Genomic DNA, 16,359 nt, shown 5'->3' with positions numbered 1-16,359 from the left:
TGTCCCGAAGTGAGTAGGAGGGCCAGTGCAGATCTATCGCATCGATCATGTCGCGCAGGTGACCCCCGACCTCGACGCGCAGGTGGGGCTGCTGGAGGGGTTGTTCGGGTTCCGGCGCGTCCGGAGCTGGGACAACGCGGACGAGGGCGTGCGCGGCGCGCGGCTGGAGATCCCCGGGAGCCGGGGGCAGGCATGGGAGGTCGTCGCGCCGACCGGTGACGGCTCGTCGCTGGCGACCTGGCTGGACGAGCACGGCGGGCGTCCGGGGCTGCACCACGTCGGCGCCGAGGTGCCCGACCTCGAAGCCGTCCGCGCGGAACTCGAAGTGCGCGGCATCAAACCGACGACCGACGGCGCGCGGGGGCGGTGGCTGGAGGCGTCGCTGAGCCCGCCCGAGCACGGGCCGGGGGTGCTGTGGCGGCTCCGCGGGCCGGGCAGCCTCGACATGTGCGGCGACACGTCCGCCGCCGGAGTGGTCGAGACGCCGGGCTCCCCGGAGGGTCCGTCCCTCGGCGTCGTGGCGCTCGACCACATCTGCCAGGCGTTCCACGACCGCGACGTGCTGGCGAACTGGTACCGCGACCTCGCGGGGTTCGTGCAGGTGTGGCGGACGCCCGACGACGAGCATCCCGACATGGCCGACCTCGTCCTGAACATCCCGGGCTCGGCCATCTGCTGGGAGGTCATCATGCCGCGCGGCGAGGACTCGTTCATCGAGCGGTTCCTCGCGAAGGGCGGGCCCGGCGCCCACCACGTCACCTTCGAGGTGGCCGACTGGGACAAGGCGATGGCCGCCTGCGAGCACCACGGCACCCCCACCTTCGACGACGAGGAGGGCGTCACCGACGGGGCGGCGTGGAAGCACACGTTCATCCACCCGAAGCAGACCGGCGGTGTCCTCGTCCAGCTGTTCTGGGAGGAGCGGCCCGGGGTGTGGGTCCGGTCGGACAAGGTGCCGCCGCCATGGACCTGAGCCTGACCGAGGACCAGGAGCTGATCGCCTCCACCGCCCGCGAGGTCCTCTCGTCGCGGGCCGCGACCGCCGGAGCGCGGGCGATGGACGGCGACCCCGCCGGCTACTCCGCCGCGCTGTGGAAGGAGATGGTGGAGCTCGGCTGGACGGGCCTCGCCTTCCCCGAAGAGCACGGCGGCGTGGGCGGCGACTTCCTGGACGTCTGCCTGCTGTTCGAGCAACTGGGATACGCGCAGGTCCCGTCCCCCTTGTTGGTGTCGGTCGCCTGCTGCGGGATGCCCATCGCCCGGTACGGGACGCCTGAGCAGAAGGAGCGCTGGCTCCGCGCCATCGCGGACGGCCAGGTCGTCACCGCCGCGCCCTTGCCATGGGACCGTCCAGGGGAGGGGCCTACGGCGGTGCGGGACGGCGACAATTTCGTGGTCAGCGGGATGGCCACGTTCGTGCCGTACGCGGCGTCCGCCGAGAACATCCTGGTGGTGGCGCGGCTCGATGACGCGCCGCATGCCTTCTGGGTGGACGCCTCGGACGTCACGCTGCATCCGGTGGAGACGATCGGCGCCGACCGTCCGTGCCATGTGGAGCTGGACGGCGTCCGGGCCTTGGAGCTCGTGGGTGATGATGCCGGCGATGCTCTGGCTGCGGCGGAGGCCGTTTCGTTGTTCGGGGCTGCGGCTACGTGCGCTGAGATGGTGGGCGCTGCGCAGCACGTCCTGGACATGACGGTGCAGTACGCGACGGAGCGCGAGCAGTTCGGCCAGGCCATCGGGTCGTTCCAGGCCGTCCAGCACCACTGCGCGAACATGGCGATCGACGTGCTGGGCTCCCGGTTCATCGCCTACGAAGCCATCTGGCGGCTGTCGGCGAACTGGGAGGCCGGGCAGGAAGTGGCGATGGCCAAGGCATGGGTCAGCGAGGCGTACGAACGGGTTTGCGCGCTGGGGCATCAGGTGCACGGAGCCATCGGCTTCACGGAGGAGCATGACCTGCACCTGTTCTCCGAACATGCGATGGCCGCGTCCCTGTCCTTCGGCGACGCAGACCTGCATTACGAGAACCTGGCCGCGGACCTGCGTCTGGATTGAGGAGCGTCTGCGGGAGCCCGGCCGTGCCGCTTCGGCCGGGCTCTTCTCGCTTCGGCCGGGTTTCTGTTTGTGTTTAGGTTGCCGCCTTGCTGTCTTGCTGTCTTGCCGCCTTGCCGGTGGCGGGCTGGTGAATGCGCTCAGCGCGTGCGCGTGGCTGAGGTCTTTTTTCTACCGATATAAGTGTGGCTCGGGTGGGTGGACGGCTGAGGTGGCCTTCCGAAGGCGGTCCCGCCCGTTCACGTTGTCGCCGGTTGCTGTCACGTTGGTTGCGGTTGTGGGTTGAGGGATGTGATTTACGTGTCGGGTCGGTGCGTGGTGCGGTCTTTCCGCGCTTCGCGCGGATGTGGCGGCTGGGGCCGGACCACGTGCCTGCCTTTCCGATGACGCAAATCCTCAACCCCACTACCTCAACCAACGTGACCTCAGCCGGTGACTGGCGGGAGTGTGTGCGCGGGCCCGCAGGGGCCAGCGCAACTGTCCACCTGCAGCAACCACACTTATCCGATAAAGCCGTCCTCAGCCCCCGGCGACCGTTGGATGATCTCTGAGTTGCGGGAGCGTCCTTTCGGGTCGGAAAAATCTTGAGGCGATTTTGGGTTGTGTCCAGAATGTCTGCAATGGTGATGACGGGGTGTCATATAATTGGGGAGAGGTTGGGGGGTGATCATTTTGCCGGAAGCTTTTGCGGACGTCGTTGAGATTGTCGGCGGTAAACGTGAATGGGAAGACCGGGAGTGGTTTCCTCCTGGTCCGCAGCTCGCCGTTTGCTTGTCCGGCGGGAAAGAGCGTCTGGCGGATCTGACCGATGACGAATTGCTCCAGGTCGCTGCGGCTGCGCGTCGCCAGACCTCCTGGGCACAGGCTCGGGAACTGGCCGCTCTTGCTGAGCTGTCGCGGCGGCGCACCGATGCCGAAGACGGCGGCGACCCCGACTACCGCATCCTGTCCGCGCACGAGTCGGTGACCGAAGAGGTCGCCGCCGCGCTGACGGTCACGGGCAACACCGCGGCGACCCTGGTCCACCTGGCCGAACGCCTCACCGGTCCGCTGTCCGCCACCGGTCGTGCCCTGGAGACCGGCCGGATCGACATGGCGAAGGCGCGCGTCATCTGCGATGCCGCCGACAACCTGCCGGACGAGGTCGCCGAACGACTCGAAGCCGCCGCGCTGGAGAAGGCGTCCGACCAGACCACCGGCCAGCTCCGCCGCCGGATCAAGCGCGTCGCCGACAGGCTGGCCCCGGCCGCCGCGGAGGAGCGCAAGCGGGAAGCCGTCCGCAACCGTCGGCTCGAACTGTGGGACACCCCGTCCGGCACGGCGGACCTGGCCCTGTGCGATCTCGCCCCCGAGGACGCCCACGCCATCTACAACAAGATCACCGCCGCCGCCCACGGCATGCGGCAGGACGGCGACGTCCGCCCCCTCGCCCAGCTCCGCGCCGACCTGGCCACGCTTCTCCTCTCCGGCGCCGAACTCCCCGATGCTGTCAAGAGCCTCCTGGCGCAGCCCGCTGCTGACCCGGCGGCTGCGACTTCACCTGGGCCTGAAGCGTCGGTCGTCGCTGCCGAGCCGGGTGAGCACCCGGTGGTTCGCGGTCTCGCGGCCATGGCGGAGCAGCGGCTCGCCCATGTCCGCGACCGTGTTCCCCGGCATGCTCTTCCCGCCGAGATCGCGGACGCCGTGCGGCGCATCCACGACCAACTCGCCGATGTGCGTGACGCGGTCTGCCGAGCGGGAGACGAGGTCCACGGCCGGCCCGGCTACCGGCCGTCCGCCGCGATGCGCCGCGAAGTCCTCGCCCGCCACGCCGTCTGCGTCTTCCCGAGCTGCAACCGGGACGCGCAGCGGTGCGACCTCGACCACACCGTCCCATGGCGGCCCGGGATCACCTGCCGCTGCAACCTCGCCCCGCTCTGCAGGCGACATCACCGCCTCAAACAGAGCCCCGGCTGGACGCTCCACCAGATCTGGCCAGGACTCATGGTGTGGACGACCCCGTCCGGCAAGTGGCACATCGTCCGGCCGGACAGGGTGTAGGTCGGCTCTTCGGGTCCGTGGAGGCCCGGCCGGGAGTGGTCCGGCCGGGCGGCTCCGCGGTCAGTTCGGGTAGACGGAGTAGACCATGCGTCGGCCGGGGTGTTCGCCGAGTGTCCAGATGGCGCCGAGGGTCGGGTTCGCGGGGTCGGAGCCGCCCTGCCAGTGCGACAGGTCCTCCGGGCCCCTGCTGAGGTCCTGCTGCCCGGCGATCCGGAGGTTGACGGTGGAGGAGTTCGCCGGGTCGGTGGTGTAGAGGGTTCCGGCGCCGTCCTCGCCGTGGCTGCGGCTGAGGTACCACCTGCCGTTGAACCGCATCGCGCCCTGGATGTTGCTGTCCGGCAGCTTGTGGGCGACGTCGGCGTTCCAGCGGTACGACGTGTTCATGATCAGGTTGTTGTCGCCGTCGAAGGCGCCCGCGATGGGCCAGGCGGCGACCCGGCCGTTGGCCTCCTTGGCGCCCTCGCAGTACTCGCCCGCGATGAGGTGGTCGGTGCCGCTGCGGTCGAGGGAGACGTAGGAGAACTGCGGCGACTGGTCGCTGAAGGTGCAGGTCGTGCCGGTCGCGGCGGTCCGGGTCCACGAGCCGATCTGCGGCATGACGTAGCGGTAGCCGTAGCCGTAGTAGGTGTCGCCGACGAGGCCGACCCAGTCCTTGTTGCTGGTCGTCCCGTTCTCGGACTCGCCGAGGTCGTAGATGCGGCGCATGTCGAACATGCGGAACCCGCGGGCGGTGTCGGCGACGAACAGGTAGTTGCCGTACCAGAGGATGCCGCCCGCGTGCAGCGGCTTGCTGTAGTCGCTGCTGGACGAGTCCTGCGAGACGCGTACGGCGTCGTAGTCGCCGTTGGCCCGCGGGTACACCAGCAGGACGTGCCGGTAGGCGCCGGTGTAGGGGTTGATGAAGCTGATGCGGACGCCCTTGACCGGGTTCTTCGTGGTGGTGTTGTGGTCGTACCAGCTGACGATGACCGGCTGGTAGCCGTCGCCCCAGACCCGGTCGCCCTGCATGTCGGCGACGGTGGTGACACCCTGCGGGTACCAGTCGGTGGTGTCGTTGTCGCCGCCGTTGAAGCAGATGCTCCGCTGGACGTCGACGTAGCTTCCCGGCTCGAACGCGGCGCCGTTGCAGGCGAACCCGACGCCGACCGGAGTGGTCGTGCTCTGCCGGTTCAGATCGTTCATGATCTTGGTGACGGTGCTCTTGACCAGGCGCAGCCTGTCGGCGCGGTCCTGGAGGTCGGTGCCGTAGGAGTTCGGGCGGAGCTGGAAGTTGGAGAGGGACAGCTCGTCCGCGTGGGCGGGGGCCTGTAAGGCGGCGAAGAGGGGGACGGACAGGGCCAGGGCGGCAAGGGCGGCCAGACTGCGGCGCATGCGCACTCCTCGCGGCCGTAGCCCGGCCGTGAATCTGGGGAGGGCGGGCTCCGGCCAAGATCGACGTTGTCGGCATGATCAAAATGCCACGAATGTCTGGTTTTTGGTAGGGCGAAAGTGATCAGCTTCACTTTTGCCACCGCACGCGGCATGTTTGCTGGATGGACGTTGCCGTCGCCGTCGCCGCGACCCTGGTGGTGACCTGGGTTCCCCTTCTGCTGTGGTGGCGCCGGCAGGGGCGGGGCGGTGACCTGGGCGGTCCTGCTCGGCGGGCCACGTTCGAGATGCTGCACACCGCGTCCCGCGCGGCGCCCGCGTTCCGGGCCGGGCTGACGGAGCAGGGCGCGCAGAAGGCCGCGCGGCACCTGCGGGCGCTGCTCGACTGCCGGGCGCTCGCGATCACCGACGGGGAGCGGCTGCTGGCCTGGGACGGGGAGCACGGCCACCACGCGGACGAGGGGCTCTCGCACGCCGAGGTGACGCTGGGGAACGGGCGCACGCAGGTGCACGACGTGACCTGCGACCGGATCGACTGCCCCATCCGGCGGGTCGTGGTCGTCCCGCTGGCCACCGACGACCGGGTGGTGGGGGCGCTGGCGGCGTACGGGGAGGACGTCCCGGCCGGGCTGATCCGCGCGGCCGAGGAGGTCGCGCAGTGGGTCGACGCCCAGTTGGAGCTCGCGGAGCTGGACCATTCGCGGGCGCTGCTGATGGAGGCGGAGATGCGGGCGCTGCGGGCGCAGATCTCGCCGCACTTCATCTACAACTCGCTGACCACGATCGCGTCGTTCGTCCGGTCCGACCCGGAGCGGGCGCGGGAGCTGCTGCTGGAGTTCGCCGGGTTCACCCGGTACTCGTTCCGGCGGCACGGCGACTTCACGACGCTGGCGGAGGAGCTGCGGTCGATCGACCGGTACCTGCTGCTCCAGCGGGCACGGTTCGGGGAGGAGCTGCGGGTGACGCTGCGGATCGCGCCGGAGGTGCTGCCGGTGGCGGTGCCCTTCCTGTGCCTGCAACCGCTCGTGGAGAACGCCGTCCGGCACGGGCTCCAGGACAGGTCCGAGCCGGGGCTCATCACGATCGTGGCCGAGGACGCCGGGTCCGACTGCGTCATCAGCGTGGAGGACGACGGCATCGGCATGGACCCCGAGGAGGTCCGGCGGCTGCTCGCGGGCGAGCGCCGCCTGGCCGGGGCGGACGAGTCCGGGATCGGGCTGGCGAACGTGGACGACCGGCTCCGCCAGGTCTACGGGGACGAGTACGGGCTCGCGGTCGAGACGGGCCCGGGCGCCGGGACCAAGGTCATCGTGCGGGTGCCCAAGTACCGTCCGGGCGTCACCGCCTCTTGACTGTCCCGGTGGCGCCGACTGGAATGTGGCGCACGACGAGGTGAAGGGGCGATGCGGTGGGCCTGCGTGTCCTTGCGGTGGACGACGAGCCTCCCGCGCTGGACGACCTCGTCCACCTGCTGCGCGCCGACCCGCGCATCGGTGAGATCCACACCGCCCGGGACGGCGCCTCCGCGCTGCGCAAGCTCGACCGGGCCCTCGCCGAGGGGCGTCCCGTCGCCGCCGTCTTCCTCGACATCCGCATGCCCGGCCTGGACGGCACCGTGCTCGGCCGCGTCCTCGCCCAGTTCGCCCGCGCCCCGCAGATCGTGTTCGTCACCGCCTACGAGGGGCACGCGGTCGACGCGTTCGAGATCAAGGCGACCGACTACATCCTCAAGCCGGTGCGGCCGGAGCGGCTCGGCCTGGCGATCACGCGGGTTACGGAGGCCGCCGAGGAGGCCGGCTGGGCGGACGCCGCCGGCCCCGCGCCGGTCGAGCCGGAGCCGATGCCCGTCGAGCTGGGCGGGGTGACCCGGTTCGTCACGCCCGCCGAGGTGCTGTACGTGGAGGCGCAGGGCGACTACGCCCGGCTCCACACCTCGGGCGGCAGCCATCTGGTGCGCATCCCGCTGAACGCGCTGAGCGAGCGGTGGAGCGGCGCCGGGTTCGTCCGGGTGCACCGCAGCCACCTGGTCGCGCTGTCGGCGATCGAGGAGCTCCGCCTCGACTCGGGGCGCTGCACGATCGTGGTCGGCGGCACCGAGCTGCCGGTGTCCCGGCGGCACGTCCGGGAGCTGCGCGACCTGCTCGTGCGGCGGGCGAGGAGGGCCCGCTGAGCCCGGGGGAGCGGCGCGAGATCGCGCCGGGGCGGACGCTGGTGACCGGGCCCCGGGCGCGGACCGTGCGGCGTCCCCGCTACCCGGTGACCCGGGAGATCGACGAGCAGACGGGCCTCGGCGAGGCGTACATGCGCTCGCTGCTGCGCACCCAGCTCCGGCTCGCCGCCCGGCTGTGCCTGGTGCTCGCGGTCGTGGTGCTCGGGCTGCCGCTGCTGTTCGCGCTCGTCCCCGAGGCCCGCGAGCGCGAGCTGTTCGGGCTGCCGCTGCCGTGGGTGGTGCTCGGCGGGCTGATCTACCCGTGGTTCGTGGCGTGCGGCTGGTGGTACGTCCGGCTGGCCGAGCGCAACGAGGACGACTTCGCCGACCTCGTGGACCGTGCCGACCGCCCGTCCGGTGACCCGCCGTGAGCACCGCGTACGGGCTCGCCGGGGTGCTGCTCGTGGTGGCCGCCACGGTGCTGATCGGCGTGCTCGGCGTGCGGATCTCCCGGACGACGTCCGACTTCTACGTGGCGTCCCGGACGGTGACGCCGCTGCGGAACGCGTCCGCGATCGGCGGCGAGTACCTGTCGGCGGCGTCGTTCCTCGGCATCGCCGGGCTGATCCTCGCCTACGGCGCCGACATGCTGTGGCTCCCGGTCGGCTGGACGGGCGGATACCTCGTCCTGCTGGTGCTGGTGTCGGCGCCGCTGCGCCGGTCCGGCGCCTACACGCTGCCCGACTTCGCCGAGGCGCGGCTGGAGTCGATGGCCGTGCGCCGCGTCGCCAGCGTCCTCGTGGTGCTGATCAGCTGGCTGTACCTGCTGCCGCAGTTCCAGAGCGCCGGGCTGGTGCTCCGGACGGTGACGGGCGCCCCGGTGTGGACGGGCGGCGTGCTCATCGCGGTGGTGGTCGCGGTGAACGTGCTGGGCGGCGGCATGCGCAGCGTCACCCTCGTCCAGGCGTTCCAGTACTGGATGAAGCTGACCGCGCTGGCCGTCCCGCTCGTCTTCCTGCTGCTGGCGTGGCGGGGCGACGGGGCGCCCGGCCTGTCGTCGGACGTCCCGCCGCGCTTCACCGAGAGGACGACCGTCGCGGTCGGTGTCGCCGTCACGGTCAACGTGACGCAGCCCGTCCAGGTGGTGGTGGACGGGGAGCTCGACGGGCGGCATCACGCGAAGACGCCGCTGACCCTGAACCCCGGGCCGCACCACATCGACCAGGACACGTCCGTCACCTTCCCGGCCGGCGCCGACGTCCCGCACGTCCGCGGGCGGCCCGTCACCACCGACCGGGAATGGGCGATGCCGCTCGACGGGCGCGACCACTCCCTGTACGCGACGTACTCGCTGATCCTCGCGACGTTCCTCGGGACGATGGGGCTCCCGCACGTCCTCGTCCGCTTCTACACCAACCCCGACGGGCGGGCCGCGCGCCGCACGACCGTCATGGTGCTGTCGCTGCTCGGCGCGTTCTACCTGCTGCCCGCCCTCTACGGGGTGCTCGGCCGCCTCTACACCCCCGAGCTGCTGATGACCGGGCGGGCCGATGCCGTCGTGCTGACCCTGCCCGGACGGCTGATCGGCGGGGTCGGCGGCGACCTCCTCGGCGCGCTGGTGACCGGCGGCGCGGTCGCGGCGTTCCTGTCGACGTCGTCCGGCATCACCGTGTCGGTGGCGGGGGTGCTCGCGCAGGACATCCTGCGCGGCGGCGTCCGGTCGTTCCGGGTGGGGACGCTGCTCGCGCTCGTCGTGCCGCTGGCGCTGGCGATCGCGGCCCGGTCCCTCGCGGTCGCGGACGTGGTCGGGCTCGCGTTCGCCGTCGCCGCGTCCACGTTCTGCCCGCTGCTCGTCCTCGGGGTGTGGTGGCGGCGGCTCAGCGTCCCCGGCGCGCTGGCCGGGCTCGTCACGGGCGGCGTGCTCGCCGGGACCGCCGTCATCGTGACGATCGCGGCGGGGCCGCCGTCCGGGCTCGCCGGGGCACTGCTCGCCCAGCCCGCCGCCTGGACGGTGCCGATCGCGTTCACCGTCATGATCCTCGTGTCGCTGTGCAGCCAGCGGCGGGTGCCGCCCGGCGTCGCCCGCATGATGGTCCGGCTGCACACCCCCGAGTCGCTCAACGTCGACCGGGGCACGTGGCGGCCGCGCAGGGTGTGAGGGGCGCGGGATCTGGGCGCGCAGGGCCTACCGTTCGTCGCGCGAAAGCGACCGTTCGTCGACGGGCGCTACATTCCGGCGACGATGACCGGCCCCTGGCCGCAGCCCCGGCGCCGCACCCTCGTGCCCTCCGAGCTGGATCTTTACCGTGGCGCGTGATTGGCGTCACAACAGAGGAGGGCGGTCGTGTCCGTCGATAAGAGCGCCCCCGGCACCGTCTATGAACGGTTCCAGGGCACCGCGGAGTTCCAGGAACTCCGCCGCAGGTTCCGCCGATTCGCATTCCCCATGACCGTCGCGTTCCTCAGCTGGTACCTGCTCTACGTCGTCCTGTCCGGCTGGGCGCGCGGCTTCATGGGCACCGAGCTGTTCGGCTCCATCAACGTCGCGCTGGTCTTCGGGCTGCTGCAGTTCGTGTCCACGTTCGGCATCGCGTACCTGTACTCGCGGCATGCCGAGCGGAGCCTCGACCCGCTCGCCGACAAGCTGCGCGGCGAGGTGGAGGCGGAGGTCGCGGCGTCCGCCGGGACCGCCGGGGCGGCCGGCGCCGCCAAGACCGCCGGAGCCGGGACCGCCGAGGCCGCGGAGGATGCCCGATGAGCAACGAGACCCTGTCGATCATCCTGTTCCTGGTGTTCGTGGCCGCCACCCTCGGGATCACCGTGTGGGCGAGCCGCAACACCAAGAGCGCGACCGACTTCTACGCCGGCGGCCGCTCGTTCTCCGGCGCGCAGAACGGCCTCGCGATCGGCGGCGACTACATGTCCGCCGCGTCGTTCCTCGGCATCGCCGGGCTCATCGCGCTGTACGGCTACGACGGCTTCCTCTACTCGATCGGGTTCCTGGTCGCCTGGCTCGTGGCGCTGCTGCTCGTCGCCGAGCTGCTGCGCAACTCCGGCCGCTTCACCATGGCGGACGTGCTGGCGTTCCGGATGAGCCCGCGCCCGGTGCGCACCGCCGCGGGCGTCTCCACCATCGTGGTGTCGATCTTCTACCTGCTGGCGCAGATGGTCGGCGCGGGCGCGCTCGTCGCACTGCTGTTCGGCTTCACCAGCGAGTTCGCCAAGGGCGCCACGATCGCGATGGTCGGCGTGCTGATGATCATCTACGTGGTGTTCGGCGGGATGAAGGGCACCACCTGGGTGCAGATCGTGAAGGCCGTCCTGCTGATGACCGGCGCGGCGCTGATCACCCTGCTGGTGCTGGGCGACTCCGGCTTCAACCTGTCGTCGCTGCTGAACGACGCCGCCGAGAAGAGCAGCAAGCCGGACGAGTTCCTGGAGCCCGGCCTGCGGTACGCCACCGAGGACTCCGGCCTCACCGGCAAGCTCGACCTGATCAGCCTCGGTCTCGCGCTCGTCCTCGGCACCGCGGGGCTGCCGCACATCCTGATCCGCTTCTACACGGTGCCGACCTCCCGCGATGCCCGCAAGTCCGTCATGTGGGGCATCGGGCTCATCGGGGTCTTCTACCTGTTCACCCTGGTGCTCGGCTTCGGCGCCGCCGCGCTCGTCGGCTCCGCCGAGATCTCCAAGGTCAACGCGGCCGGCAACACCGCGGCACCGCAGCTCGCCGAACGCATCGGAGAGATCGTCTTCGGTTCGGCGGGCGGCACGATCCTGCTCGCGGTCATCGCGGCGGTGGCGTTCGCGACGATCCTCGCGGTCGTCTCCGGGCTCACGCTCGCCTCGTCCTCGTCGTTCTCGCACGACCTGTACGCGCACGTGTTCCGCAAGGGCAAGGCCACCGAGCGGGACGAGGTCCGCGTGGCCCGCATCGCCGCCTTCGTGATCGGCGCCGTGTCGATCGTGCTGGGCATCTACGCGCAGCGCCTGAACGTGGCGTTCCTCGTCGCGCTGGCCTTCGCGGTCGCCGCGTCCGGGAACCTGCCCGCGATCCTCTACAGCCTGTTCTGGAAGCGGTTCAACACCGCCGGCGCCGTCTCCGCCATCTACGGCGGCCTCGGCTCCGCCATCTTCTTCGTGGCGTTCTCCCCGGTCGTGTCCGGCTCGGAGAAGGCGCTGTTCACCGACCACGACTGGAGCTGGTTCCCGCTGGAGAACCCGGGCATCGTGTCCATCCCGATCGGCTTCCTGGCCGGGTTCCTCGGGACCGTCCTCAGCAAGGAGTTCAACGCGCAGAAGTACGCCGAGATCGAGGTCCGCTCGCTGACCGGCGCCGGTGCCGAGCAGGCGGTCGAGCACTAGATCCGCGGGGGCGTCCCCGCCGCCCCCGCCCCACCCGCCGCGCGGGCGACCGTCGCCCGGTCCCGCGCGGCTCGCGGCCCCGTCCCGGCCCCACGCCCCCTCGGGACGGGGCCGCTCCATGCCCGGGGTTTGGCCGCGCCGTCGTGTGCAAGATCTACCGTGGACGACACGGCGACCTGGCGGGGAGGGCGGTCCGGGCCCCGGCCGGACGGGAGGGGCGATGGGGTACGGGAGGTCGGCCAGGCGCGGCGCGATCCTGGTCGGCGGGGGGCTGGTGCTGCTCACCGGCGTCGCGCTGCTGGTGCTGCCCGGACCGGGGCTGCTGCTGGTCCTGGCGGGGCTGCTGATCCTCGCGCGGGAGTTCCCGGCCGTGGACCGCTACGTCGAGCCCGTCCGGGAGCGGGCGATCCAGGCGGCGGAGGAGAGCGTGACCTCCTGGTGGCGGCTGACCGGGTCGATCCTGACCGGGCTGGCCCTGTTCGCGGCGGGGGTCGCGTGGGGGCTCGTGGACGAGCTGCCCTTCTCGGGGTGGAGCACGGGGTCCGGTCTGATCCTGTCGGGGATCATCCTCTTCGCGCTGCTCTACTGGAGCTACCGGCGCGTCAAGGCGGGCAGGGCGCAGTGAGAGAGCCGGGCGCAGTGAGCTGGTAGGGCGCGGTGCGCGGGCAGGGCCGCTACCTGGACACTTTCCGTTAAGCCAGGCTTCGGCTGATGGTCCGCGCCCGGTGGGCGTCCGTCCCTCGGGTGGGGGGATTTTGCTGAGCACGCACCAACGTGCGTCGATCCCACCATTCGCCTGAGGAGTCCGAGCATGTCCGTGGAAGCGGAGAGGGCCGTTCCCGCGGCGGGGCCGGTGATCGGCGAGGCGGAGATCGCGGCGGCCGTGCGCGTGCTGCGCAGCGGGCGGGTCGTGCAGGGGCCCGAGGTCGCCGCGTTCGAGGACGAGTTCTCCGCGCTCGCCGGGGGCCGCCACTGCGTCGCGGTGAACTCGGGGACGTCGGCGCTCCAGCTGAGCCTGATGGCGCTCGGCATCGGCCCCGGCGACGAGGTCGTCGTCCCGTCGTTCACGTTCGCGGCGACCGCCAACGTCGTCCGCCTGGCCGGCGCCGAGCCCGTCTTCGCCGACATCGACTCCGCCACGTTCTGCGTCGACCCGGACGCCGTCGCCGCCGCCGTCGGGCCCCGCACGGCCGCGATCATCCCGGTGCACCTGTACGGGCACCCGGCGGCGATGGACCGCATCGTCCCGCTCGCCGAGCGGCACGGCCTCGCCGTCGTCGAGGACGCCTGCCAGGCGCACGGCGCCGCCCTCGGCGGGACCCCGGCGGGCGCGTTCGGCACGGCCGGCTGCTTCAGCTTCTACCCGACGAAGAACATGCACGCCCTCGAAGGCGGCATGGTCACCACGGCCGACCCGGAGACCGCGCGGACGCTGCGGCTGCTGCGCAACCAGGGCATGGAGCAGCGCTACGCGAACGAGATCGTCGGCGCCAACCTGCGGCTCACCGACGTCGCGGCGGCGATCGGGCGCGAGCAGCTCAAGCGGCTGCCCGAGTGGACCGAGCGGCGCATCGCCAACGCGCGGTTCCTGGACGCGAAGATCACCGCCGCGGCCGTCCCGCCCGTCGCGGACGGCGCGCGGCACGTCTACCACCAGTACACGGTCCGGGTCGCGGAGCGCGACGCCGTCCAGCGGGGCCTGGCGGAGCGCGGGATCGGGAGCGCCGTCTACTACCCGACGCCCGTCCACCGGCTGCGGCCGTTCCTGCTGGACGGACGGCCGGACCCGCGCTGGGACCTGCCGGAGACCGAACGGGCCGCGGCCGAGGTGCTGTCGCTGCCGGTGCATCCGTCGGTGGGCGACGAGGACCTCGCGCGGGTCGCCGACGCCGTCAACGCGGTGGCCGGCGGGCACTGGGCCACAGGCGGTCACCGGGCCACAGGGGGGAGGGGCACGTCATGAGCGCGCCGCTGCGGGCCGGGCTGGTCGGGCTCGGCGTCATGGGACGCAACCACGCGCGGGTCCTGAACGAGCTGGACGGCGTCGACCTCGTGGGGGTCGTCGACCCGGCGGAGCATCCCGTGGGCGTCCCGCCCGGGGTGCCGCTGCTGGACTCGCTGCGGGACCTGCTGGACCTCGGCATCGACTACGCGGTGGTCGCCTGCCCGACGGCGAGCCACGAGGAGGTGGGCCTGGCGCTCGCCGAGGCCGGTGCCGGGGCGCTGATCGAGAAGCCGCTCGCCGAATCGGTGGAGTCCGCCGAGCGGCTGGTGAAGGCGTTCGAGCCGCGCGGCCTGGTCGCGGGCGTCGGCCACATCGAGCGCTACAACCCGGCGCTGCAGAGCCTGCGGGCCCGGCTGGAGGCGGGCGAGCTGGGCGAGGTGTTCCAGGTCGTCACGCGGCGGCAGGGGCCGTTCCCCAACCGGATCGCCGACGTCGGCGTCGTCAAGGACCTGGCGACCCACGACATCGACCTCGCCGCCTGGGTGACCGGCCAGGACTACGTGTCGATCTGCGCGCACACGGTGGCGCGCACCGGCCGCCCGCACGAGGACATGGTCGCCGCCGTCGGCCGCCTCGCCGACGGCGCGATGGTCAACCACCTCGTGAACTGGCTGAGCCCGCTCAAGGAGCGGACCACCGCCGTCACCGGGGAGCGCGGCTGCTTCGTCGCCGACACGCTGACGGCCGACCTGACGTTCTACGCCAACGGCGAGATGAGCACCGAATGGGAGGCGCTGCGGACGTTCCGCGGCGTGTCCGAGGGCGACATGGTCCGGTACGCGATCCCGAAGCGGGAGCCGCTGCTGGTCGAGCACGAGCGGTTCCGCGACGCGGTCCGCGCGGGCGCGAACGGCGGCGAGGAGCCGGGGATCGTCACGCTGCGGCAGGGCCTGCGGACGGTCGAGGTGTCGGTGGCCGTGCTGGAGTCGGCGCGCCTCGGCACGACGGTCGACCTCGGCCCGGCGGAGGTGCTGGGTGCCGTCTGACCGCGCGCGGGGTTCCTCTGGCGAATCATCTGGCGATTCTTTTGAAGGAGCAGGTGGCTGATGCGGATCTGCGTGGTCGCGCTGGGCAAGATCGGTCTTCCGCTGGCGGTGCAGTTCGCCCGCAAGGGGCACCGGGTGATCGGCGCCGACGTGGACGAACGGGTCGTGGCGGACGTGAACGCAGGGCGCGAGCCGTTCCCGGGCGAGGCGGAGCTGGACGTCCACCTGGACGCGGCGGTCCGGGACGGGCGGCTGATCGCGACGACCGACACGGCGGCGGCGGTCGCCGAGTCGGAGGCGGTCGTCGTGGTCGTCCCGCTGTTCGTGGACGGGCGGGGCGCGCCCGACTTCGGCTGGATGGACGCCGCGACCCGCTCGATCGCGGCGGGCATGCGTCCCGGCACGCTCGTCAGCTACGAGACGACGCTGCCGGTCGGCACCACCCGGGGCCGGTGGGCGCCGATGCTGGCGGACGGCTCGGGCCTCGCGCCCGGCGACGGGTTCCACCTGGTGTTCAGCCCGGAGCGGGTGCTGACCGGGCGGGTCTTCGCCGACCTGCGCCGCTACCCGAAGCTGGTCGGCGGCATCGACGCCGCGTCCACCCGGCGCGGCGTCGAGTTCTACGAGCGGGTCCTCGACTTCGACGAGCGGCCCGACCTGGACCGGCCCAACGGCGTCTGGGACCTCGGCCCGGCGGAGGCCGCCGAACTCGCCAAGCTCGCCGAGACGACCTACCGGGACGTCAACATCGGCCTGGCCAACCAGTTCGCCCGCTACGCCGACGCGGTCGGGGTCGACGTCATGAAGGTCATCGACGCCTGCAACACCCAGCCGTACAGCCACATCCACCGGCCGGGGATCGCGGTCGGCGGCCACTGCATCCCCGTCTATCCGCAGATGTACCTGTGGAACGACCCGTCCGCGACGGTCGTGCGCGCCGCCCGCGACGCCAACGCGGGGATGCCCGAGTACGCCGTGGGGCTGCTCGCGGACGCCTACGGCGACCTGGCGGGCGCCGGGGTGCTCGTGCTCGGCGCCGCCTACCGGGGCGGCGTGAAGGAGACGGCGTTCTCCGGTGTCTTCCCCACGGTCGAGGCGCTGCGGGCGCGCGGCGCCGTCCCCTACGTGTCCGACCCGATGTACACGGCCGAGGAACTCGCGGACCTGGGCCTGCCCCCGCACCGGGGGGAGGTGGTCACCGCCGCGATCGTGCAGGCCGACCACGCCGCCTACCGGGACCTGGGGGCGGACGACCTGCCGGGCGTCAAGGCCCTCGTCGACGGCCGCCGCGTCACCGACCCGGCGCGCTGGCGCGGCGTGGAACGCGTCGTCATCGGCGGCGCGGACGGATGACCCGCGGCCCGAGCACGCTGGCTGAGCACTGACTGGGA

Annotated in this window: 14 protein-coding genes; 13 read left to right on the top strand and 1 reads right to left on the bottom strand. The window is 72.0% G+C overall.

What is annotated here, in order from left to right; genetic code table 11:
- The first annotated feature begins 25 nt into the window (after positions 1–25).
- The 3 genes from CHF16_RS32150 (at position 26) to CHF16_RS32140 (ending at position 4,095) form a co-directional block, all read left to right on the top strand.
- Positions 26–973 (top strand): VOC family protein, encoded by a 948-nt coding sequence (locus CHF16_RS32150; RefSeq protein ID WP_089329927.1) that lies wholly within the window; start codon positions 26–28, stop codon positions 971–973.
- Positions 964–2,058, top strand: coding sequence for an acyl-CoA dehydrogenase family protein (locus tag CHF16_RS32145; RefSeq protein ID WP_089329926.1), 1,095 nt, complete (start codon positions 964–966; stop codon positions 2,056–2,058). The genes CHF16_RS32150 and CHF16_RS32145 overlap by 10 nt, the downstream gene beginning before the upstream one ends.
- 660 nt (positions 2,059–2,718) lie before the next feature.
- The gene (locus CHF16_RS32140; protein ID WP_179271806.1) at positions 2,719–4,095 is read left to right on the top strand and encodes an HNH endonuclease signature motif containing protein; all 1,377 of its coding nucleotides are present in this window, start codon (positions 2,719–2,721) and stop codon (positions 4,093–4,095) included.
- Between the two features lie 60 nt (positions 4,096–4,155).
- Here the strand turns inward: CHF16_RS32140 and CHF16_RS32135 are convergent, their stop codons facing one another.
- Positions 4,156–5,466, bottom strand: a complete 1,311-nt coding sequence (locus tag CHF16_RS32135) for a hypothetical protein (RefSeq protein ID WP_218826945.1) — start codon at positions 5,464–5,466, stop codon at positions 4,156–4,158.
- Between the two features lie 161 nt (positions 5,467–5,627).
- Between CHF16_RS32135 and CHF16_RS32130 the strand changes: the two genes are divergently transcribed.
- The 10 genes from CHF16_RS32130 to CHF16_RS32085 all read left to right on the top strand — a co-directional run bounded on the left by CHF16_RS32130 (position 5,628) and on the right by CHF16_RS32085 (position 16,321).
- Complete coding sequence (locus tag CHF16_RS32130; protein WP_089329924.1) at positions 5,628–6,815, top strand: sensor histidine kinase; 1,188 nt, start codon at positions 5,628–5,630, stop codon at positions 6,813–6,815.
- A 56-nt stretch (positions 6,816–6,871) separates the two neighbouring features.
- Entirely contained in the window at positions 6,872–7,633 is a 762-nt protein-coding gene (locus CHF16_RS32125; RefSeq protein ID WP_089329923.1) for a LytR/AlgR family response regulator transcription factor, read from the top strand.
- Positions 7,634–7,674: 41 nt separating this feature from the next.
- Positions 7,675–8,043, top strand: coding sequence for a hypothetical protein (locus tag CHF16_RS32120; protein WP_245869618.1), 369 nt, complete (start codon positions 7,675–7,677; stop codon positions 8,041–8,043).
- Positions 8,040–9,770 carry a sodium/solute symporter gene (locus CHF16_RS32115; protein ID WP_089329922.1) on the top strand — a complete coding sequence of 577 codons (1,731 nt, stop codon included), beginning with the start codon at positions 8,040–8,042 and terminating at the stop codon, positions 9,768–9,770. Before CHF16_RS32120 ends, CHF16_RS32115 begins: the two co-directional genes overlap by 4 nt.
- 186 nt (positions 9,771–9,956) lie before the next feature.
- A complete protein-coding gene (locus CHF16_RS32110; RefSeq protein WP_089329921.1) occupies positions 9,957–10,370 on the top strand; it encodes a DUF485 domain-containing protein in 414 nt (137 codons plus the stop codon).
- Entirely contained in the window at positions 10,367–11,977 is a 1,611-nt protein-coding gene (locus CHF16_RS32105; protein WP_089329920.1) for a solute symporter family protein, read from the top strand. Before CHF16_RS32110 ends, CHF16_RS32105 begins: the two co-directional genes overlap by 4 nt.
- A 220-nt stretch (positions 11,978–12,197) precedes the next feature.
- On the top strand, positions 12,198–12,602 hold the full coding sequence (locus tag CHF16_RS32100) for a PGPGW domain-containing protein (RefSeq protein ID WP_089329919.1): 405 nt from the start codon (positions 12,198–12,200) through the stop codon (positions 12,600–12,602).
- A 186-nt stretch (positions 12,603–12,788) separates the two neighbouring features.
- The gene (locus CHF16_RS32095) at positions 12,789–13,940 is read left to right on the top strand and encodes a DegT/DnrJ/EryC1/StrS family aminotransferase (RefSeq protein ID WP_089329918.1); all 1,152 of its coding nucleotides are present in this window, start codon (positions 12,789–12,791) and stop codon (positions 13,938–13,940) included.
- Positions 13,937–14,968 carry a Gfo/Idh/MocA family protein gene (locus CHF16_RS32090; RefSeq protein ID WP_089329917.1) on the top strand — a complete coding sequence of 344 codons (1,032 nt, stop codon included), beginning with the start codon at positions 13,937–13,939 and terminating at the stop codon, positions 14,966–14,968. The genes CHF16_RS32095 and CHF16_RS32090 overlap by 4 nt, the downstream gene beginning before the upstream one ends.
- Before the next feature lie 60 nt (positions 14,969–15,028).
- Entirely contained in the window at positions 15,029–16,321 is a 1,293-nt protein-coding gene (locus CHF16_RS32085) for a nucleotide sugar dehydrogenase (protein ID WP_089329916.1), read from the top strand.
- The last annotated feature ends 38 nt before the right edge of the window (positions 16,322–16,359 follow it).

This window comes from Actinomadura meyerae, assembly GCF_900188445.1.
GTDB classification, from domain to species: Bacteria; Actinomycetota; Actinomycetes; order Streptosporangiales; family Streptosporangiaceae; genus Spirillospora; species Spirillospora meyerae.
The sequence above is the reverse complement of the archived record's forward strand: the minus strand, read 5'-3'. Positions and strand labels throughout refer to the sequence as shown.